At 46.6% G+C, this 22,352-nt stretch carries 12 protein-coding genes and 1 tRNA gene; 3 read left to right on the top strand and 10 right to left on the bottom strand.

Annotation, left to right across the window (positions count from 1 at the left end):
- Positions 1–102 precede the first annotated feature (102 nt).
- From FVR03_RS13280 to FVR03_RS13300, 5 genes are all read right to left on the bottom strand, one after another.
- Positions 103–1,707, bottom strand: coding sequence for a glycoside hydrolase (locus tag FVR03_RS13280; RefSeq protein WP_255474212.1), 1,605 nt, complete (start codon positions 1,705–1,707; stop codon positions 103–105).
- A gap of 210 nt (positions 1,708–1,917) precedes the next feature.
- The gene (locus tag FVR03_RS13285) at positions 1,918–3,603 is read right to left on the bottom strand and encodes a RagB/SusD family nutrient uptake outer membrane protein (protein ID WP_147922241.1); all 1,686 of its coding nucleotides are present in this window, start codon (positions 3,601–3,603) and stop codon (positions 1,918–1,920) included.
- Positions 3,604–3,620: 17 nt separating this feature from the next.
- Positions 3,621–6,680, bottom strand: coding sequence for a SusC/RagA family TonB-linked outer membrane protein (locus FVR03_RS13290; protein ID WP_255474213.1), 3,060 nt, complete (start codon positions 6,678–6,680; stop codon positions 3,621–3,623).
- 1,040 nt (positions 6,681–7,720) lie between these two features.
- Positions 7,721–11,800: a hybrid sensor histidine kinase/response regulator gene (locus FVR03_RS13295; protein WP_147922243.1), complete on the bottom strand. Its 4,080-nt coding sequence runs from the start codon at positions 11,798–11,800 to the stop codon at positions 7,721–7,723.
- Positions 11,801–12,153: 353 nt separating this feature from the next.
- Positions 12,154–12,227: transfer RNA gene (locus FVR03_RS13300), tRNA-Ile, on the bottom strand.
- A 103-nt stretch (positions 12,228–12,330) separates the two neighbouring features.
- Here FVR03_RS13300 and FVR03_RS13305 point away from each other — a divergent pair.
- Positions 12,331–12,963: an HAD family hydrolase gene (locus FVR03_RS13305; RefSeq protein WP_147922244.1), complete on the top strand. Its 633-nt coding sequence runs from the start codon at positions 12,331–12,333 to the stop codon at positions 12,961–12,963.
- Complete coding sequence (locus FVR03_RS13310) at positions 12,950–14,239, top strand: site-2 protease family protein (protein ID WP_147922245.1); 1,290 nt, start codon at positions 12,950–12,952, stop codon at positions 14,237–14,239. Before FVR03_RS13305 ends, FVR03_RS13310 begins: the two co-directional genes overlap by 14 nt.
- Positions 14,240–14,735: 496 nt before the next feature.
- On the opposite strand, the gene FVR03_RS13315 is transcribed toward FVR03_RS13310, so the two are convergent.
- The 5 genes from FVR03_RS13315 to FVR03_RS13335 form a co-directional block, all read right to left on the bottom strand.
- Positions 14,736–15,038, bottom strand: coding sequence for a rhodanese-like domain-containing protein (locus FVR03_RS13315; protein ID WP_147922253.1), 303 nt, complete (start codon positions 15,036–15,038; stop codon positions 14,736–14,738).
- Positions 15,038–16,867, bottom strand: a complete 1,830-nt coding sequence (locus FVR03_RS13320; protein ID WP_147922246.1) for a T9SS type A sorting domain-containing protein — start codon at positions 16,865–16,867, stop codon at positions 15,038–15,040. The genes FVR03_RS13315 and FVR03_RS13320 overlap by 1 nt, the downstream gene beginning before the upstream one ends.
- A gap of 48 nt (positions 16,868–16,915) precedes the next feature.
- On the bottom strand, positions 16,916–17,695 hold the full coding sequence (locus FVR03_RS13325; RefSeq protein ID WP_147922247.1) for a PASTA domain-containing protein: 780 nt from the start codon (positions 17,693–17,695) through the stop codon (positions 16,916–16,918).
- 139 nt (positions 17,696–17,834) lie between these two features.
- Positions 17,835–18,227: an endonuclease domain-containing protein gene (locus FVR03_RS13330; RefSeq protein ID WP_255474214.1), complete on the bottom strand. Its 393-nt coding sequence runs from the start codon at positions 18,225–18,227 to the stop codon at positions 17,835–17,837.
- A gap of 125 nt (positions 18,228–18,352) precedes the next feature.
- Positions 18,353–21,055, bottom strand: a complete 2,703-nt coding sequence (locus tag FVR03_RS13335; RefSeq protein ID WP_147922248.1) for a D-alanine--D-alanine ligase family protein — start codon at positions 21,053–21,055, stop codon at positions 18,353–18,355.
- A 515-nt stretch (positions 21,056–21,570) separates the two neighbouring features.
- Between FVR03_RS13335 and FVR03_RS13340 the strand changes: the two genes are divergently transcribed.
- Positions 21,571–22,352, top strand: a 782-nt coding sequence (locus FVR03_RS13340; protein WP_147922249.1) for a phosphoglycerate kinase, incomplete at its 3' end; no start/stop codon positions are given.

Raw genomic sequence — 22,352 nt, forward strand, 5'->3', positions numbered from 1 at the left:
GCAATTCCTGATAAGGTGTGTTGCAGCCTATAGGTTACTTTAAATTTTTAATAGTAGGAATTTCCGAAGCTAATTTTAGCGATAGAGAAAGAGTCGGCAAACCTATTTTATAGAGGCTACCAGCGTGGTAACAGAACGGGGAGCTAAGGTTAGTTCGCTGGCAGGTTGTAAAGGAGTACCTGGCTTTAAGTTTTCATCAGCTGTCGTTACATACGATCTGATATTTCCAATATTCCCTCCATGCACATTCAGTTTCATTTTTGCAGCGGTTATACCTGCATTCACCACCACCGTAACCAGTTGCTGGTTAGCAGCATCCAGGTAAGAAGATGCAAGCAATGTGTTATCCGCTGTTTTCCCGCTTAACAACTCTGTTTGCACCCTTGTAGCTCCAGGCCGTATAAAGCGGCTGTAATTACCTAATGCCCAAAGCATTTTGCTATCTGAGTAGCTACCGTCGGTCTTGTGCTGGTCTACATACACCAATCCATCTTTATAATTATAAGGCGAAACAGCTAGCCACCACTGCCAGGCTGTTGCATTGGCCACAGTTAAATCGTTATGTATAACGCGTGCCATGTAAATGGCAGGGTCGATACCCAAGTCTCGTTTATTTCCCTCTATCTCACCTGCATTATCTCCTAAAATACAGTATTCCGATTGCCAGAACTTTAAACCAGGCACTGTTGCTACCTTTTCAGCTACTTGTTTTCGTTTCTGCACTGCCTGATCGAAAGGTGAGGTCGTGAAATAACTATGCCCTGAAATTACTTTCCCGACATGCGATAAGTTGCCAATGTAATGAGGTGAACCACTGTTAAAGAAGGCATCAATCTGGTTACCTCTGTTCGGCTTATCGTCGTGAGTGTAGAGGTAATCAATTTTTCCGGCCTCTGCTATGTCTATTGCAGTAGTCAGGTTTTTTCTTGCAAGAGATGTATTTAACGCTCTTACAATGCCTGCAATGTGCTCGTTCATGAATGGTGTGCCTTCCTGGCCTCCATCGCTCCAGTCCCATTGCGGCTCATTAACCGGGCTTATGTAGCGAAACCGGATGCCGTGTGCCTGCTCTACCCCCTGCACAACATCCGTCAGGTATTCAGCAAAGGCACCGTAGTTTTCTGATGCCAGGTTGGGCTTTCCATCAGATGCAAAGGCTTTTCCATTCGTTGTCAGGTTTACAGGCGGACTGTTGGGGAAAGCCAGGAAATTCTCGACTCCACGCTCCTGCGCTGCTTTAAGAAACCATACTTGTCCTGCCTGCCGTTGCCAGTTATAGCTCCCGTTCTGTTCCAGAAACGACTCTGCCCGCCGCCATTCGTCTTTTATGCCGCTCTGCTCCCCCTGCTGTGTACTGCCGGCCCCCAGGTTAAAACGCCATAGCGAAAGCCCGATACCTACAGGCTGACCACTTGCGCTGGTATCGGTACTAAAAAGCAGATCTGCAATACCATTTCTTTTGGCATCTGGCCAGTTGCCTACAAACTGGCAGGCCCAGGCATCAGAGGCAGCAAAATTGTCGATGGTCTGGTAGGTTTCTGATAGGTTTATATTCGCTGTTACCTCTTTTACCTGAACGGATGCGGAATCTTTATCCTGGCTATCGTCCTGCACATTAGCAGAACATCCGCAGAGAAACAGAAAGGCGAGTAAGCATGGGAGCATGGGGAGCACAAAATTTCTGCAGGTGGAGATCGTTTTCTTCATTTTAAATATTCTAACTATTTTTCTGATTCAGACTGAGAGGCTACTTCCCGGTATTCAGCATTTCTACTCTTCTGTTGCAGCAATAGCTCAAACAAGACCTATGCTCTGTTTTCAGGGTGCTGCAAATTGCCACTTCAAGGAAGTTAAGATGCTCACTATTAAAATAAAATAACAAGGTGCCGTCATTAGTGGCACCTTGTTGAAAAAAATTTAGTAGCCTGGATTTTGTTCCAGTTTATTTGCTGAAGCTTGTATTTCTGCTCTTGGAACAGGTAGCCAATAATGCTTCTTTTCGAATCTTCGACCTTCTAAGGCAATCTTACGATCATATATAAAGTTCTGGCCCTGTTTCGTTACTGCTACACCATAAGCAGGAACATTCTCTGTCTCTTCAGCTATTAACCAACGGCGCACATCGTAGAAGCGATGCTCTTCAAAAGCTAATTCTACCTGACGCTCGTTCTGAATACGCTTCCGCATCTGTTCCTGAGAAAGCCCCTGTGGCAATGGTGGCATGTTTACTCCTGCCCGCTGGCGAACCTGATTAACTGCTGCGTACACCGATGCGTCTGGTCCTGTGGCCTCATTTTGTGCTTCTGCATAGTTCAGCAGAATTTCTGCGTAACGGAAATAAATCCAGGGCTGCCGGCCGGCCACATTCCAGGGGTTTTGAATCGGGTTCTCATCATCCATGAACTTGCGCAAATAATAGCCTGTCTGAGAGGTATTCCAGCTGGAAGGTCCATCCTGGCTGTCTCTTCCGCCTGGTCTGAAGGTTTCGACTGCTCTGCCTCTGTACTGCGCTCCGTTATACAGAATAGTTGCATAAAAACGAGGATCTCTGTTCGTGTACGGAGCCTGTGTATTGTAACCGGAAGCCGGATCGTTAATAGCTCTTCCGTTAGCCATCTCATAGGCATCGACCAGGTTTTGCAGCGGCGTGTTTCCGCCCCAGGCATCATACCCGTTAGGGCCATTGGCTATTTCGAGTGCCGTATGCCGTGAGTTTAGGTTATAATAGCGGGCAAAAATTATCTCGCTGTTATTACCTTCTTCGTCAATGAACATGCTGGCATAATCTGAGCTTATGCTGTACTGATTTAAGTCCATGACAGCCTTTGCTGCTTCGGCAGACTGCTGCCAGGTAACAGTAGTACCGTTTTCTTTATACAGTGGGCTGGCAGCATAGAGCAGCAACCGCGATTTTAATGCTAAGGCAGCTCCTTTGGTTGCTCTGCCTTTTCCCCAGTTTGAGCTATGGTTCATAGGAAGTACCTCTGCGGCCAGGTTCAGCTCACTTACAGCATATTCTAAACCCTCCTGAATACTGGAACGCTTAAATATTGCCGGGTCACTGAAATCGTCTCCCAGTTCTGCTACTCTATCACCCAGTAAAACTACACGTCCGTAGTTGCGGATGAGGTCGTGGTAACGGAAGGCCCTGATAAACCTTAGCTCTGCGGTTAGCAGGTTCTTGTGCGCCTGGCTCATCTGCACCTCTTCGATGTGAGCCAGTGCATAGTTTACTTCTCTGATACTGCGGTAGCTTCTTCCCCACAGGGCTCCGGCAATACCTGTATTTTCAGGCGATAACTGGCCACGTTGAATCAGCCAGGTATTATCGTCGCTTCTATAAATCGATTCGTCTGTCAGGGAACCCCATAGGGCATATTCCCAACCTCTGCCAAAGCCAGGAGGAGCTCCATCTCCCTCCTTATCAATCTGCCTGGCTCCTAAGTACCTGTTAATCACAAATGCTTCGAACAATACAGAGTCGCCTACAATGGCATCATCAGATAAGCGATCTGTTGGTGTTACGTCCAGAAAATCCTCTTTACACGATGTAAAAGTGGTTGCCAGGCCAATGGCCAGGGCTAAAAATATAGTAGACTTCATAATTTGCTGTTTAAATATTAAAACCTAACATTTACCCCCAGGTTCACGATTCTCTGTTGTGGGTAGAACTGCGCGTTACCAGAATTGGTCTCCGGATCGAAATCCTTCACTTTACTGAAGGTGAGCAGGTTAAAGGCATTTGCATAAATTCTCAGGTTCTGAAGTTTAATTTTAGACATCAATTGAGTGGGGAGGTTATATCCGAGTTCTACGTTCTTTAATCTTACAAATGCAGTGTTGTATAACCAGAAGTCGCTCGGAAAAAGACCTCCGCTAACAGATGATCCTGATCTTGTATCTACACGAGGATAAGAACCTCCAGGATTAGCAGGGCTCCACCTGTTTTCAGCCCATGAGTTAAAGTAATTACCGCTTATTCCTACGTCTGGCAGCACATATTGCCTTACTCTGCCCTGCCCCTGAAACAGAACTGAAATATCGAAGTTCTTGTATTCTGCGCCCAGGTTAACGCCATAAACAATCTGCGGGATGTTGCCCAGCTCTGTTCTCACCATATCATCTGCCGTAATTTGTCCATCACGGTTATGATCTTCATAAATTAAATCGCCCAGCTTGGTTCCTGATGGATGTGGGTAGTTATCTAAATCTTCCTGCGTCCTGAAAATACCGATCGTTTTGTATAGCAGGTAGCTATTCATTGGTCTGCCTGTCTCTCTTTGGTAATCTAAGACCTCAGGAGCCTCGTCTCTAAACACAATTTTGTTTGTAGCATAAGTTATGTTACCCGATATGTTGTACTTGAAGTCACCGGATGATTTACTGTACCCAAGTGTTGCTTCAATACCGTTGTTATCGACCTGACCAATGTTCTCTGAAGGCACCAGCGGATCTGAGCCATATGGGTTAACTATACCGGTAACATTAGGTACAGAGGCATTTCTGTTAGCCAGAATATCTTTTCTTTTCTGCTGGAAGTAGATAAACTCAAAAGAAAAATCTTTGAGGAAATTACCATTCAACCCGATATCAGTTTTTTGGGCTACTTCCCAGGTAATATTCGGATTGGCAAGTTTGATCAGGTTAATGCCCGGATGAACTACTCCCCCAATAACATATCTGTTATCGAAGGCATAGTTATTTATAAACTGATTCGAACCAACGTTATCGTTTCCAAGCCTGCCATAAGAAGCGCGCAGTTTTAAGTCATCAAAAAACGGAACGCTGTTTCTAAACCAGGCCTCTTCTGAAAGACGCCAGCCCACAGAAATACCCGGAAAATAACCGTATCTGCTGTTTCTCGGAAAATTAGCAGACCCGTCTACACGCATCTGAATTTCGGCCAGGTACTTTTCTTTGTAGTTATAGTTTACTCTGCCCAGGTAACTTCTTCTGGTAAATACCCAGCTCCAGCCTGCGTTGTTCCTGTCGTTTTCGCCGGTTCCACCCTGCGATAATTCGGGAGTCAGCGGTGTAGGGAAGTTTCTTCTGCTTGCCTCAAAATGCTCTAACCGGTTTTCACTCTGCTCATATCCTATAAAAGCACCAATACCATGGTCACCAAACTGGCGGTTAAGGTTAAGCTTAATATTAGAAGTTACCAGGGTGGTATTCTCCTGTGCCTGGAATAAAGAAGCATTTGGTTCACCTACCGTAACAGGTCTGTAAGTATCACCACCTTCATAGCTGTACACCAGGTACGGCTGTGTAAACGATTTGGAGAAGTTCTGCCCCTTATCTACCGAGTAAAAACCATCTACCGATAATCCCTCCACGAAAGCCAGATCATAACGTGCCTTTAATATCCCGTTAAAGATAAGTCTCTGGTTGTTATTAAGACCAGCCGCATCTGTGCCGATCATAATCGGATTAATACCACCTTCTACACCTGCTGAGGGCAGCCCGTTAGGGTACCTGGCAGGAATAAAAGGATAAGCCCGATACGTATTCCAAAATATTCCTCCAGCCCCATACTGTGGAAACTGCCTGTCTTCCTGCCTGCCCGAAAGTGAAACACCCACATTAAACCGGTCTGTAATATCTGCATCCAGATTGGTCCTGAAATTATATTGCCTATATTCAGTTGCTCCATTTTTATATAATCCATCCTGGTACAGCGTACCTAAAGAGGCATAGTACCTTACATTTTCAGTTCCGCCGTTAACTGAGAGGCTTTGTCTGTTTTGAAGTGCAACAGGGTTCAGAACTTCTTTCAGCCAGTTTGTATTGGGGTAGTTTAAAGGATCAGATCCGTTTCTGAAAAGCTCAAGCTCTTCTGCGGTGTAGCGTTGGTTAAGGCCGCCTGCAGTGTTATTATAATAATCGATTTCGTTTAGTATGGTAGCATACGTAGCTGCATCAGCAAACTCTGGTAAACGCGTTGGCGACGAAAATCCTTGGTTATAGTTATAGGAAACTGTTGGCTTGCCTGTAGTTCCACGCTTGGTTGTTACTAAAATAACACCATTAGCGGCACGGTTACCATATACAGCAGCAGAAGCATCTTTTAAGACCGTTATGCTTTCTATGTCATTAGGGTCTAGCCTGTCTAAACCGCCAATCTGACCTGGAACACCATCTACTACTATCAACACATCATTATTTCCGGTGGTAGCCAAACCTCTTACGCGTACTTCGGCACCATCGTAGCCAGGCTCACCGCCCCGGTTGTTTATAATAACACCCGAAACCCGCCCCGCAATGGCATTCGAAACATTGGGTTGAGGGCTTCTGTTTATAGCTTCACCTCCTACCTCAGAAATGGAACCCGTTACAGTTGCTTTTCGCTGTGTTCCATAACCTACCACCACTACTTCGTCAAGGGCTTTGGCATCTGAACTAAGCTGCACATTAACTGTAGTTCTGTTGTTTAAAGGTATTTCCTGCGTCAGAAATCCTATAAATGAGAACACGAGTACGTCATTCGGAGCTGTAACAGTAATGGCATAATTACCTTCAGCATCAGTAGGTGCAGCTACAGAGCTTCCCTTAAGTAGCACTGTAACGCCGGGCAGACCGGTTCCGCTTTCATCTGTAACTTTACCCTGTACCGAAATACTTTGGGCAAATGCCGCTGTCAAAGAAAGAATGAAGAGCGGAAAAGCGAGTATGTATCTCATCTTTTTGAATAAATAGTGTTTCATATCTAAGTATTTTGGGGTTAATTTTGAAGTCATTTTGAATATGCTAATTCCCGTTTTCAGCAGTTTCTTATATAAATAGCTAATATACTGGGCTGAGATAGAGAATGCTGTTTCTACCTTCCCAGGTTTTCTTAGCTTCGGTTAAACAGATCAAATATTAAGCATTCTTTAAGTGGCTGAAAGAATAAATTATCTTACCAGTTAATTTGAGCACTGACTGCTTAACTCACTAACATTCGTTCTCAAAATTGCTAAACTAGCACCAGATTCAAGGGGGGGTAAGTTCTACTTTATAGGGGGCGGTTTATTTAATCATTCCATTTTATCTAAAAAAAGGCTGATCAGATATATTATTGGCACTTTTTATAATTTTCTCTGGTATGCTTTAAACCAGTTGCTGCTTCAGTGGCACCTGCTGCTCTACCTATATGCAACTAAAACATGTTGGGTGAGCCCTTGGCCAAATTCGGATGCAAAACCTTCTGAAGGCCAATTTCATTTGAATAATTAAAAAGGTACCATTGAAGCAGGCTAGCGAATCCGGCAAAGTTTTTTGGTAGTGCTAAGTAATGGCAAGTAAAATGCGTCGGGTATACCCTTGACACGATCTGGCCACAAAACCTTCTGGAGGCCAGTTATATTTGAATAATTGCTCCTTTACCCGGCACAACGAAGGTGAATGTACTTAGATGCTCCATAGAGTTTTTACTGTCTTGAAGTGGCAAATTATTTAAATGAAAATAGTCTTCAGAAGAAAAAAGAGCCAAACCATGTCAAGGGTTAACAGGGCAGCTCTATGTTTCAAGATAGAGTATTTGAGTGGAGGTGCCGGCATGTGTAGCCCTAGCGGTTTAAAAAATTAGCAACGAACCGATGCTTACAATAGGTGCTTCGCTTTTGTGATGCTCGGAAGCCAAACCAATGCTGTAAGCAATTCTGAAGGCAGTAAATCGAACTTAGCCAAAATAGGCGGGACTAGTATGGCAAAAAACACGACCGGCCATTAATACACCATGTTATATAACTACCGTCTCTTTCAGAACCTTTTCGTTAAGCGTATAACATTTATGGAAGGGTTTCCTGTATTTTTTCACGTATTCTGATGGGTTTAGGCCGAACAGCTTTTTAAACTGCTCCCTAAAGTGTTTCATATCACCAAAACCTGCCTCAAATGCAGCCTCATTTATCCTCAAATCAGTGTCGATGAGTAGGCGCGCCACCTTTCGGAGCCTGATAAACCGCACGAAATCATTTACAGGTCTACCCGAAATTTCATACACTTTTTTATACAGGTTAGACTGGCTCATACCCATTTCCCGTGCAAAAGTCTTTACTTTAAAACCCGGATCTCCCATATTCCGCTCAATCGTCTCGATACAGGCAGCCAAAAAGGTACTATACTCGGCTGATATTTTTAATTTGTTTGTCTTAAGAGTAACTTCATTATAAAAAAAGCGCTGCAGGTTATCACGGCTTTTCAGAATACTTTCTACCCTGGCTACCAGCAATTCTTTCTCAAATGGTTTGGTAATATAATCTACGGCACCACCCTCTATGCCTTTTAACTTCATTTCGGGTGAGGAACTGGCGGTAAGCAGTATAATGGGTATATGATTCAGCGATGGATTCTCCTTTATCTTGCTGCAGAGCTCCAGGCCATTCATGTGGGGCATCATAATGTCGCTTATTATAACGTCTGGCAAATATTCCTGAGCAAGTTCCAGTCCCTGGTCTCCGTTCTCTGCTTCGTATATGGTGTAGGTGCTGCTGAAAATCTGCTTCACATACTGCCGAATCTCACTGTTATCTTCCACTAGCAAGAGCGAATTTGTTTCCATTACGAGTTCGTTCAGCTCGTCTTCCGGAGGGGTTAGGGGCTCGGCCTGCGCCTCTTCTTCCGGCTGCAGGGTTACCTGTAGTTCTTCCAGAAAAGCAGATGGCTTTGCATTGTCCTCCACCATACTATCAGCTGAAAGGTGGTGGTTGCCATTAGGTAAGACTACTTTAAAGCTTGTGCCCCTGCCTGGTTCGCTTTCATAGGAAATGCCCCCCTTATGTTGCTCAACAAACTTCTTTACCAGGTAGAGCCCAATACCAAAACCTCCTGAGGCCGCCGTTCCGTTGCCATACACTTGCTGAAACTTATTAAACAGCTTGTTGCCTGCATCGGCAGGAATACCACAACCACTGTCTTTCACCACTACCTCCACCTGCTGGTCGAGCTGGGCTACATGCAATGTTATCTGTCCGCCGGCAGGAGTAAATTTAAACGCATTAGACAGTAAGTTAAAGAGGAGAATCTCCAGCTTCTCATGGTCACCATAAAGTTCAACGGTTGTAGCATCGCAGTTTAAAAGGTAGCGTATATCTTTAGTTTTAGCCTGTTGCACAAAGCTAAGGTAAACTTCTTCACAGAGCGAAGCGAAATTGAGCTTACCTATCCGCAGAACATCTTCGCCACTGTCGGCCTTACGGAAAAGCAGCAACTGGTCTACCAGGCTCAATAACCTGCGGGCGTTCCGGTAAACAACGGCTACATCCTGGTACTCTATATGGTCCCGTTTCTTATCTACCAGCTCTTTAATAGGGTTTATTATGAGGGTTAACGGCGTACGGAACTCGTGCGAAACGTTGGTGAAGAAGGAAAGTTTCTTCTCGTTCAGTTCCGCGTCCTTCTCCGCTTTGATGCTGGCTATCTTAAGTTCATACTTCAGGCGATCCTGCTTGGTACGGTAAAAATTGTAAACATAAAGCAGGCCGGCTACTACTGCAGCGTAGGCGCAGAAAGCCCACCACGACCTGTACCAAGGCGGTAGCACCTGAATTTGCACAACCCGCTCCTGTTCATTCCAGATACCCTCAGCGTTGGTAGACTTAATGCGTAAGGTGTAATTCCCTTCTCTAAGGTTAGAGTAACTGGCAGTGCGCTGGTTGTTGGTGTAGTTCCAGGTTTTGTCCCAGTTCTCCAGCATATAGGCATACGTAATATTATCAGGTGCTGTAAATTCCAAAGCACTAAAATCGAAGGAGATATAGGCTTTGTTGTAAGGCAATGTAATCGTATCGACACTATACAGCACCTGCCCCGGCTTCATAATATTGTCAGCAGCCGTTACAGGTTTATTAAACAGGCGCAAACCCGAAATAACCAATTCCGGAAATTTACTTTCAGTGTTTATACTATCCGGATGAAAGATGTTAAATCCTTTGATTCCTCCAAATAACAGCTCCCCCGAATGTAATTTTAAGGAAGCATTGTAGCTGAACTGGTTGCTTTGTAGCCCATCAGCCTCATAAAAATTTTTAAACTGTTTTGTTACCGGATCAAATCTTGAAATTCCGTGGTAAGTACTTATCCAAAGATTTCCATGATCATCTTCTTCAATTTTATGCACAGTATTATTGGCCAATCCATTTGCCTCCGTAAACGTGGTATATTTACCTTTTTCCGGTTCAAACCATAACAGGCCGTTACCCTGGGTTCCGATCCATAGATTCCCTTTACGATCCTGGTAAAGATCGCGGACAGGAAAATCGATGTTATATCGCTGGTGTTTTCCACGTTTCTTATCTACCCGGATAAGTTCGTAATAAGTACCTAACCATAACGTACCCGACCTGTCTTCCAGAATTGAAATCGCATTTACAAGAGACGTATCATACACTTCAAATTGATCGAGGCTCCTGTTAAACAGGTACAAAGGTCCACTCTCCGTTGTTCCTGCCCATAAGTTCTGTTTACTATCTTCGTATAACTTCCATACAAATTTGTCAGGACCACAAGCATATTGCCTGAAAGTGCCTGCTTCCGGTTCAAACCTGTTTATGCCGCCGCCCCAGGTACCGATCCAGATGTTATTTTCATGGTCTCTTAAAATACTTTGAGTATAATTATTACTTAATGCCCCCTTACTGCTTTTGTTATGAACAAAGCTCCTGAAAGTATTATTCTGACGGTCCCAGGCAGATACACCAGCGCCATCCGTTCCGATCCAGATGATACTATCAGAAGCTTCACAAAAAGATGAAATAAAGTTATTATGAAGGGTATTCTTTTTAAGAACATCCCGCTTGATAGTCGTAAAACGTGCTTTATTTTTGTCTATAACATTTACTCCTCCTCGCTGGGTGCCTATCCACCATCGCGCCTGATTATCCTGGAAAAGAGATGTTATAGCATTACTTGACAGATCTTCCTTTCCTTCGCCAGATACAATTGTTTTAATATCCTTGTTTTTCAGGTCCAGAATAACAATGCCCTGGCCATCGGTGGCAAGCCAAAGCTGCCCGTCCTTCTCCACATGAATATCAATTATATGATAATTTAAAAATTTGTCTTTATCAGACTCAAAATGGGCATAGCTGTTACTGGCTATAGAGTACCTGATAAGACCATTTTCTGTTCCAATCCATAACGAGTTGTCTGCAGCTGTTTTTATAACATTTGCTTTTCTAAGCTCCTTCGAAACTAGCTGAAGCTTATTTGTTTTAGGTTGGAAAAGGTGCAAACCAACCTGCTTAACCATAACCCATACGCGGCCCCGATCATCCACATGCACTGTTCCAACAGAGTACCCGTAAGTCGCATCTGCTGCCCCCAGGCCTATCTGCAGAAACTCTTTAGACTTTTTTGTACGAACTATTAACCCTGAGCCTTCAGTTGCCAGGTAAATATTTCCATCCTTATCTATAGCAATGTCTTCTACATCTGCGGTTAATTTGCTTTTTATTCTTTGTCCGGCAGGGTAATAGTATGTCTGCAAAAAATTTAATGTACTTCCGCTGAAAGTACATAACCCCTTTTTTGTACCGACCCATACATTTCCGGAGCTATCTTCTTTTAAAACATTAACCTGGTTATGAACTAATGAAGTGGAGTCGTTCCCTCTGTTTCTGAACACTTTAAACCCATATCCATCGAACTGGTTCAAACCATCGTCAGTGGCAAACCACATAAATCCATACTTGTCTTTATAGATAGAATTTACGGTGTTATTCGATAAACCATGCTCAATACCTAAATGAACAAATGTTTGTGAGAAAACATTAGACAAAAAGAATAAGAGCAGAAAAGCAACTAATATTAGTATTCTCATATATAATATATAGTTTATCTACCAGTGATCAAATCTGCAGTATCAAAAATTAAAGTCGAATTTTATATTGCTATAACCAGTGTCACACCATTTTTTAGATTAAACCTATGTTTAAATATACACATCATTTTCAGTTTTATTTTGAATTGATTCTTTTTTCGTTTTAACAGGATGAAGATAATGCTTTGTGTCCTGCGTCTTGTGTCCTAAAACAGACGGCAGTACAAAGTCGGATTACAGTAAGTTAAGTTGAAGTTTAAGTAAGGCAGCTTTTACAGAAAATTATTCTGCAAGTCGTAGGTACATAAAAAAAGCACTTACAAGTTTTACCTCGTAAGTGCTTGATTATCAGGTGGGCCCACCTGGAATCGAACCAGGCACCTACTGATTATGAGTCAGTTGCTCTAACCGAATGAGCTATAGGCCCCTTCCGATCTAAAAAACCGCTTTATCTGCTGCTTTCTTTGATTTCGGAGTGCAATTCTACATATTTGTATCGTAAATTTCAAATAGTAACGAAAAATTTTTCAGTGATTTTACAAAACATCAAAAACATTATATTCGATCTTGGAGGTGTTATTATTAACATCGATTATGATAAGAGTATTCGGGAGCTGGAGACCTTTTGCCGGCCGGGCAGTACCATTGAGTTCAGCCAGAAAGCACAGTCGAAGCTGTTCGACCTTTTTGAGACGGGTGCCAGCACAGCTGCCGTGTTTCGGCAGCAGCTGCGCGAGACCTATGCCTTGGAGGCCACCGATGAAGAGATAGACACCGCCTGGAATGCCATGCTGCTCGATATTCCGCAGGAACGCATCGACCTGCTGCTGGAGTTGGGAAAACATTACCGGATTTTCCTGATGAGCAATACAAACGAGATCCACCTGAAGCGTTTTAACGAGATGGTGGAACACAGCTTTACCATACCCAGCCTCGATTCGCTGTTCGAGAAAACCTATTACTCGCACCTGATCGGCCAGCGAAAGCCAGATGCCATTGTGTTTGAGCAGATTCTGGCAGAAAACAGCTTGAAAAAAGAGGAAACACTATTTATTGACGACAGCATGCAGCACATCGAAAGCGCCAATAAAGTAGGCATCAGAACGCTACACCTGCAGCCACCTCTTACTATAAACAAAGTTTTCCGGGATGTTAGCAACTAGGTCGCAACATAATTACCCCCTGCATATTCTGCTTTTTATCCTGACGCTGGCCACCACCACACTGGCTGGTGCTGAGTGGCGGTTTGGCAGGCTTTTTCTGGTGAGTGCCGATGGCTTTGGCACCGGCTCCATCAACTGGGCCGAGTTTCTGGGAGGGCTCTACTTTTCGCTGCCTTTTCTGGGGGTGCTCACGGTGCACGAGTTCGGGCACTATTTTACCGCCCGCCATTACCGCACCCACGTTTCGCTGCCTTACTACATTCCGCTGTGGTTCGGCATCACCTCCAGCATCGGCACTATGGGGGCATTTATCCGGATCAAAAGCCGCATACAGTCGCGCAGGCAGTTCTTCGACATTGGGGTGGCAGGTCCGCTGGCAGGCTTTGCGGTAGCTGTTCCCTTACTCTTTTATGCCTTCACGCACCTGCCCGAGCCGGAGCACATCTTTACGATACACCCGGAGTACAGGCAGTACGGCCTCGACTATGCGCAACATGTGTACAATAACAACTTCGGCAATTTTGCGCTCGGAAAGAACCTGCTGTTCGTCCTGTTCGAAAAATATGTAACGCCTGCCGGTGCCACGGTGCCCAACCAGTACGAAATCATTCACTACCCTTACCTTTTTGCCGGTTACCTGTCGCTTTTTTTCACGGCACTGAACCTGCTCCCGATCGGGCAGTTGGACGGTGGCCACGTGCTTTACGGACTGATCGGTTACAAACGGTTTAACCGGTTATCGCCTATCTTCTTTACCTGCTTTATTCTGTATGCCGGCCTGGGCGTTATCTCACCGTATGCCAAACCACTCTGGGAAGAAGAACTCCTGATCGTGAACCTGGCCTTTACCTACTGGGCGTTCAGCAAATTAATAGAAAACCGGCGGCACAGCCTCGCCGCTACTTTTGTTATGCTGATGCTGCAGTACAGCCTTTCGACCGTTTTTCCGGCTTTGGCTGGCTATATCTGGTGGTGGCCGCTTTACATTCTGTACCTGCTCTTTGTGTTAACGCCAGCCGTTCCTAAACCGAAATACGCGGTGTACCTCCTGTTGCTTGTGCTGGCACTGCAAGTCCTGATCTCAATGGCTTTCCCGGGAACAGATGGTTACACCGGTTGGTTGCTGTTCGGTTTACTGCTCTCGCGCGTGATGGGCATCTTTCACCCCTCCTGCCCCGACGAACGCCCCCTTACCACCAGCCGCAAAGTACTCGGTATTCTCGCCATCGTCATCTTCATCCTCTGCTTCACTCCTTCTCCTTTTATTATTGAATGAGTGAGTGAATAAAGAGTGAGTGGATGGAGGAATGAATGGATGAGTGAGTGAAGGTATGAGGGAGTGATAGTAGCGTACCTCCTGCTGCTGTATCCAGGATTGGTAGTTAGGTGAGAAAAGGCACTTATACCCTTGGCAGTTTTACAACTAAATTCCTTCGGAAGGCCATTTTGATTAGAAGAATTGGCTGAATACACTTTTTGCAGGCTTAAGAAAACGCTCGCAGGACCTTGCAGTGTGCGCAGCTCCTGCGAGCATCTGAAGAGCCGGTAGCAACCCTCCGAAGCGAATCTATTACAGGAGGAATTATTCTAATGAAAACAGCCTTCCAAAGCATCTTTCCTGAAATTGTGCCAAGGGTTGTTCACCATCTGTACATTTCCGCTGGTGCGAGCTTGTAGCTCGAATCTCTTTCTGTTGCAAACACTGCATTTCCTCCAAACATAAAAGCCCGGCAGGTTCAGAACCTGTCGGGCTTTTATGTAAAAAAAAAGTATTATCCCTGGTAAGCCAGAATTCCGCCGAGCAGGTTTCTAACCTGGCTAAAGCCATTTTGCTGTAAAAAGGCTTTGGCATTGGCTGATCGCGCACCAGAGCGGCATTGCACAATCACTTCCTGGTCTTTCAGGTCTTCCAGGTCTTCGAGCTGCTGTGGCAGGCTGCCGAGCGGAATGTTCTTGGCGCCTTCTATCCGGGATTCCTCATACTCCCACGGCTCCCGAACATCTATGATCACCGGTGTTTCGCCATTGTTGAGGCGCTCTTTCAGTTCATCGGCTGTAATGTCAGTTGTTATCATCATTTAGTTACCATTATTTTTTTCACGATAATTCCTTTACTTGTTTCTATGTGCACCGTGTACATGCCAGCTGGCAAATGTCCTAATGCTACGGGTTTACCGGCAGCAGCCGCCACCTGGCTGTGTACGGTTCTGCCCATCATATCGTATACGCTGATCCGGCGATAGATGCCGTCTATAAACACCGGGCCGGTGGTGGGGTTCGGATAGAGAAAGTAGGGGTCTGCGGCTATTTCCTCTGCCACACTCAGCGCCTCGCCAGTCATAACAGGGCGCATCATTACGGCACCCTCTGTAAATGCATCTGATACCCAGCCATTTACCCCGCCCCACAGAAAGCGTCGGCCTGCGGCACTGGAGTTCCGGTCGAAACCAATGTTCACGAACAGCCCTCCCGGCTGCGACCAGCCAATATAAAACCGATCCGACACATTGAGCGGCTGCGGCAGCACCACCTCGTAAAACTGGTTCGCTACCTCCGAGTACCGTATCTGGAAAGCCTGCTGGTAAACCGATTCGCCTGGCACTCCATCGGCATCGTTCCAGACTCTGAATATGAGCGAAGTACCCTCTAAACTATTGCCGACCTGCGGAAAATACACCCGGAAAGCACGCAGCTGATCGGGGCGGTTGAGTTCATAAAGCTGAGCTACCTGTGTGGAACTGGAGGAGATAAAGCTGAAACCGGCCTCTGCTGTACCGTCGTCGTAGGCGAAATAGTCGGCGAACTGTGTTTCCTGGCGCACCGTATCGTTGGCGCGCTGCAGCGGGTTCTGCTCCCGTGTGTCCAGAAAAAGCCCCTGAACGATTTTAAAAGCCTCCTGCGGCAGGGGCAGGTTCGTGATCCGTGGCGTTCCGCTCACCTCGAACTGCCTCGCCTCGCCCGGCACCAGGCCCGGGGCCCGCAAAAAAGTATCGACTGGAGAGCCTGCCTCTGCCAGCTTGATGTAGCCACGCCAGCTGATCGCTCCCGGAATGCTGCCCAGGTTATTCACCGTTGCCACTACCTCCTCGCTAAGAGCGGCCTGAGGGTTCTCGAGAAACTGCGGCACCGGCATGGCTGCATAATGACGGAGCAATGGCGTAAGCGGGCGACTGATAGTAATATCGGTGGAGGTGTTCTGACCTTTGCGGCGGTTTCTGTCCAGCTCTACATAATCCAGGTTCCAGACGTCGGCTAAACCAGTTCTGCGGCCAATGTTCCGGTACCTGAACTGAAACCCGTCATGCAGAAACCGGCCGTCACTGAGCGCCACAAACACCTGGGCAAACTCCGTGACCTCGCCTACAGCGTTCTGTTGCCACACTGGCTGCCAGGCTCCGGCATTATCCAACAACTCCAGTACCAGGTAAAAACTATTGTTCGATGTCCGGTCCGGCACATCGCCCAGGCCACCCGATTGCCAGTAAAAGCTCAGGTAAACCGAATCGGCAGGCACCAGACTTCCCAACATAATCGGTTGAGAAGTAAGCGTATCGGATGCACCCGTGGCAACAGACAAAGGTGCATAAGGTGCTCCTGCTGCATTTACGCCATCTAAAGAAGCCACGCCAATACTGATCGGGTTCCGGCCATACCGGTTGTTGATGTACGTGCCGCCTGCCGTTTCCCAGCGTTCCGGATCAGGTAAGCCAGTAGTGGTGGCAGCAAAATCATCGAAAAAAGGAAGCGTATTAGCCTGAAGACGGGAATTGGAGGCAGGTTGGCTTTTAATGGCATCAGCGGCAACAGACCGGCTTTCCTGCTGTAGCGGCATGAGCGTGACCTGTGCAACCACACTCACGTTATAAAGTAATACAAAAGCGAATACCGCCAGAATTTCTCTCATGCTTCCGTTACAGTTGGTTGCCAAAACAGCAACCCGCTTGCTTCATTTCTATTCAAAAAGTGGGGTAGAACCCTCTTCGCCCGCTACCCACAGGTCTACCAGCTCTCCCACCCGAATTTTGGCTCCCACCTGCGCAATGGGGCGCTGCCTGATTACCGTACCGTCTGGCTCGCCTGAACCCTGCACATAAATAATGTTCCCGATCTGCAGCCCCTGCCCTACCAGCAGCACAGAAGCTTCATCAACAGGCATTCCTATAACGTCCGGAATCTCAAATTCAGTATTGCCTAGTCCGTTTCCTACGTGCAGGTCCACGACGGCACCTTTTTGCACCAGGTCGCCTGGTTTTACTTCTTTGCCTCCCACAAATTGCTTCAGCACCGCGTTCTGCTGCAGGTCAGGCACATAGGTAATCTGGCCTTTGCGAAGTGAGTAGCTTTTCAGAATCAGTTCTGCGTTCATCACCGAACCATCGATCAGTTTTGGCATCTTGATCATGGGCGGGTTTTTCATGTTGATGCTCACATAAATCTTCCGGTTCTCTTTTACCTTGGCACCCGGAGCCGGGTCCTGTGTCAGAATCTCGAATGGCTTTTTATCGGTTTGGTATGAAGAGTCGTTCACAAAGTAGCGGAGGTTCTGCTCCTCCAGGTACCCTTCGGCCTCAGGTAGTTGCATACCCACAATTTTGGGCACCGATATAGACTCGCCATGATTGGTGGTAGCCGGCAAATACCAGTAAAAAAAGCCCACCACCATCACCGCCACTATTACCGCCATAATGGCCAGGTGTATCAGCACATCCTTCAATGATCTTACTTTAAACATTTTATATTTTGAGTTGAATCGCCTGAAGCTGCATTTGCTTCAGTAATATGTTAAACTTGTACTTTATTCTATGTTGCCGAAAAGCCGGTAATTTTGTCCCCCTTTGAAGGGGGTAGGGGGATGACTTTCCACAGGCCTTCTACTTCTTGTTTTCAGCAATCCAGCTCTCAATTGTCCGTTGAACATTATCCAGATCCCTCATCATCTCCTCATGTGTAAATCTGAGTGTGGTAAATCCTAATTCCGCCAAGGCTGCATCTCTTTGCTTATCTTCCTCAAATTTAAAATTATGAGAATAGCCATCTACTTCAATAATCAATTTTAACTCCTTGCATAAAAAATCAGCAATATAGTTTAGTACTGGTCGCTGCCGTAAAAAAGGATATCCTAATTTGCTTTTGCTCAATAACTCGCACCACAATCTTATTTCAGCCTTCGTTGAGTCTGACCGAAGTGCTCTGGCAAAGGGTTTTAAATTTTTGTTAAAGTGGAGGTTATCAGGCAGAACTATATAACTTTCCTTTGTTGTCAATCATCCCCCTACCTCCCTTCAAAGGGGGACGTTCTTGAACTAGTAAAACCAATTATTCTAATTAAACTGCTCTTCCAAAGCCTATAGAGCTTTAAAATGTCAAGGGTTGCCGCTGTACCACCTGGCTACACCTCCGCTCTCATTCTGGTTCGATCTATGCCGAATTGCAGAATACGGTCTATAAAGTCGTATGGCTTATAGCCGTTAATGGCAGTCTGATGGAAGATGCAGGTGGCCGGAGTCATGCCAGGGAGTGAGTTAACTTCGATGATGATGGTCTCCACCTCGTCGTTTTCCATCACCCGCACAAAAGCATCGATGCGGGCATAGCCCTCTACCTGCAGTATCTGCGCTACTCGTTTTAGGTCGGCTTTCACTTTTTCTGAAATCTGCTGCCGCCGCTCAGGGTCGGTGGCATAGCGGGCCGGGGTAATGTTCTGCCCCTCCCCTGCCAGAAACTTCTCTTCCAGCGACAGCACTTCTCCTTCGGCCAGCGCCTCAGAGGCTTCAAAAATCTCGTACTCCACGGTGCCATCGGGGCTGTAGCGGGTAAGCAAACCACCTGTAATCTCAAGGAAATGCTTCGCGCCCTCTCTCGAAATCAATGTTTCTATCAGGAAACCTTCTTTGTTCGGAAACTCCTCTTTAAACCCAAGTGATAAGGTGCGGGCACACGCCGGATCCAGCTCCTCCGTTTCCCGGAAAATCAGGCTCGAAAATGCCTCCAGCTCAGCTCGGTTCTTTATTTTTTTCACGGCCGAACTACAGCCATCGTCTGCTGGTTTGGCTATAAACGGATAATTAAATGCTGCTTCTATGCTCTGGAAAAAAGCCTCCGGGTTCTCCTGCCACTCTTCCTTAAAAGCCATACTATGTTTTGCCACAGGCACACCATGTTTAGCCAGCAACTCGTTTGTATCGAACTTGTTGATGGTGATCTGGGAGGAGCGGATGCCGGAGCCGTTGTAAGGGATATGCAGCTTCTCCAATTCCTGCTGCAGGGCACCGTCTTCGCCCGGTCTGCCGTGCAAGGCAATAAACACCACATCCACCAGGTTCTTCAGCTGCGGGTAAGTAAGGCGTTGCGGTTTGTTTAAGATGCCACCGGTGTATTTGCGGGTAATACTGGCAGCCTCCTGCATAATCTGCGCCAGCACCGGGTGCGGCTGCCCCCCGTTTTCGAAATGCTGAATCTTCTCCTTAATATCGTCGGCGTTATCTTTGAGCATAATGTTTACCGGAATGGTATATAAATGATGCTTCTCGTCTCTGCCGGTCAGGAAAATAGGCAGCGGCTCGTAATCTGAAGAAGAAGAAAGTTTTTCGTAGATGTTGCGGCCGCTCTCCACCGAAATATGGCGCTCTGAGGAGTAGCCACCCATAATTACGCCCACCCGCACCTTGTCGTGGCGGTGCGCCTGCTCATCTTTTATGGCTTTGTCGAGGTCCTGCAGCAGCCTTGTAAACAGCACGGTGTCTTTGCCCGATTTCAGGCGCTCGGCCAGCGAAGTCCGGATAATGTAGGTCAGGAACTGCGACGGGTTCAACCCGATTTCAGCTGCCTGGTGGAAGAAGAAAGAAGACGGTAACATGCCCGAGGTCGTGTTCGGGTCGTTCAGGAACAGCTCGCCGCTTTCGGTAATAAAGCCATCGAGGCGGGCATATACGTTAAAGCCAAGCGCGACAAACAGCTTGCTGCAGGCTTCCCTGATGCGCTGAATCTCTTCGGTTGGCAAGTTAATCGGTGTAATTTTACGGCTCAGGCCCGGCAGGTATTTAGATCGGTAATCGAATAGTTCGTTGCCCTTCACGATCTCGGTTGGAGGCAGCGCAATAGGCTTTCCGGTTTCGTCCTGCACCACAATGCACGAGAACTCCTTACCACTCACAAATGCCTCTACCAGCACCAGTTGCTCCCGCTCCACACTGGCTAAGCGTAAGCTATCAGCGGAGGTACTGCTAAAGGTATGGTTTATCTGCGCCAGCAGTTCCTCCGGATGGTACACCCAGGTGCCATCGGCCAGCACCACCGGCATACCGATTCCCTCCCTGATGTCGACGAGCTGTTTCATGCTGGCTACCTGCTTCTCCTCGTCCAAGGCTAGCCACTGCTGCTTGTAAATGGTTTTAGTAAAGAAGCTTCGCTCCACGGCCTGCTCAAAAGCATTGAAATCTTTTTCGCGCACAATAGACACACCAATAGACGAACCCTGGTGCGGTGCCTTGAGCACCAGCGGCAAACCAAGTTCCGAAACAAGTTCTGCAAAGATACCTTCGCGCTGGCTAAGGTCAGACCACTGGTTATAAGAGATAGTTTTGTAGGCCGGAGTAGGGAAACCGTGCTGGCGGAGCATTTCTTTCTGGGCCACCTTGTCTATGCCGATGGCCGAAGGCAGAATACCGGAACCGGAGTACGGAATATGATACCACTCCAGCAGCCCCTGTATACTGCCATCTTCGCCATGTGGGCCGTGCAGCGTCAGAAAAGCAAAGTCGAAATGTTGCCGGAACTCGTGGGGCAGCAGGCGCTTGCCGGTTTTGGCTATAATGGCGTCCTGCTCGGCTATGCTCAGTTCTCCCAACGACTCCATGTACACCTGCAACTGGTGCACGCTCTCGGGCAGCGACTCTACCGGCGGGTAAAAATCGCGGATGGTGCCTTTGTAAATAAAGCGCCAGTCCAGCAGAATAAAGTTGCCCAGGCTGTCGGCAAACACCGGCACGGCCTCAAACAAAACCTTGTCCAGATTATCGAAAACTGTACGACCACCTGCAAACGAGATTTCACGCTCGCGCGACGGTCCTCCAAAGATTATTCCTACTCTCATTCCTGCAAAGGTAGTAAATTTAGTTACTTCTATACCAATACCAATTGGCTGCAAATGTAACGTGTAAGGCCGGTACAATAGTTTTAATTAAAATTCAAAATTAGAGGTTCAAAATTGAGAATTTGGTTTGAGAAGAAGGTTGACTTTCAGGTTCATAGGCAATTATTCTAATAAAAACAGCCTTCAGAAGACTTTTCAGCTTTTAGAGGTCAAGGGTCTGAACCTTTTGAGTATGCCTCGGCGAGGATTTCCAGGATGAACCCATTCAACATTATAATCATTTAACAATTCTACTAGGCAGCAGTCATTCTACCGTTACTCACTCCACCACCAGCAGCCCTAGACCTGCTCTAACAGTGCCAACAAGAAATAATGATCTTTGTCAGTCGGGGTAAAGAGTTCATATGTAATTAACTATATTTGTCCATATATCCGCAATAGCAGTATACAGTAGGTAAACCTGTGGCACAGCTGCCAATTGCAGATCAAATTCAAACAAAAAGAAAACACTACTTATGAGAACAGTAGACAACTACAACTTTGCCGGCAAAAAGGCACTTGTACGTGTTGACTTCAACGTACCGCTCGACAAAGAGTATAACATTACGGACGACAACCGTATTCGTGCGGCAGTACCTACCATCCAGAAAATTCTGGCTGACGGTGGTGCTGTTATCCTGATGTCGCATTTGGGGCGGCCTAAAACCGGACCAGAGGAAAAATTCTCGCTTAAGCACCTGGTAAACCGCCTGTCGCAGGAGTTCCAGACAAACGTGAAGTTCGCCACCGATTGCATTAGCGATGACGCCGTACAGCTGGCAAACGACCTGCAGCCAGGCGAAATCCTGCTGCTGGAGAACCTGCGTTTTTATAAAGAGGAAGAAAAAGGCGATGCTGCCTTTGCTGAAAAACTTGCCAGGCTCGGCGATGTATATGTAAACGATGCCTTTGGTACCGCTCACCGCGAACACGCTTCTACGGCAGTGGTAGCCCGTTATTTCCCGAACGACAAGGTAATGGGCTACGTAATGCAGGCCGAGCTGGAAAATGCCCGCCGGGTACTAGAAAAAGCAGAACGCCCTTTCACCGCTATTATGGGTGGAGCCAAAATTTCTGATAAAATTATGATTATTGAGCAACTGCTCGACCGTGTTGACAACCTGCTGATCGGTGGTGCCATGTCGTACACGTTTGTGAAAGCAGACAGCGGCGCTATTGGCTCATCTTTGGTAGAAATGGACAAGCTGGACCTGGCCAATAAACTGATTAAAATGGCAAAAGAAAAAGGCGTGAACAT

Origin of the sequence: Pontibacter qinzhouensis, from assembly GCF_008017455.1 — a bacterium.
Taxonomy (GTDB): domain Bacteria; phylum Bacteroidota; class Bacteroidia; order Cytophagales; family Hymenobacteraceae; genus Pontibacter; species Pontibacter qinzhouensis.

Excerpts from the sequence above, each read along its gene's own strand:
- FVR03_RS13335 (WP_147922248.1), bottom strand. The coding sequence starts at position 21,055 with ATGAGAGTAGGAATAATCTTTGGAGGACCGTCGCGCGAGCGTGAAATC.
- FVR03_RS13310 (WP_147922245.1), top strand. The coding sequence starts at position 12,950 with ATGTTAGCAACTAGGTCGCAACATAATTACCCCCTGCATATTCTGCTT.
- FVR03_RS13295 (WP_147922243.1), bottom strand. The coding sequence starts at position 11,800 with ATGAGAATACTAATATTAGTTGCTTTTCTGCTCTTATTCTTTTTGTCT.
- FVR03_RS13280 (WP_255474212.1), bottom strand. The coding sequence starts at position 1,707 with ATGAAGAAAACGATCTCCACCTGCAGAAATTTTGTGCTCCCCATGCTC.
- FVR03_RS13325 (WP_147922247.1), bottom strand. The coding sequence starts at position 17,695 with ATGTTTAAAGTAAGATCATTGAAGGATGTGCTGATACACCTGGCCATT.
- FVR03_RS13290 (WP_255474213.1), bottom strand. The coding sequence starts at position 6,680 with ATGAGATACATACTCGCTTTTCCGCTCTTCATTCTTTCTTTGACAGCG.
- FVR03_RS13315 (WP_147922253.1), bottom strand. The coding sequence starts at position 15,038 with ATGATAACAACTGACATTACAGCCGATGAACTGAAAGAGCGCCTCAAC.
- FVR03_RS13320 (WP_147922246.1), bottom strand. The coding sequence starts at position 16,867 with ATGAGAGAAATTCTGGCGGTATTCGCTTTTGTATTACTTTATAACGTG.
- FVR03_RS13285 (WP_147922241.1), bottom strand. The coding sequence starts at position 3,603 with ATGAAGTCTACTATATTTTTAGCCCTGGCCATTGGCCTGGCAACCACT.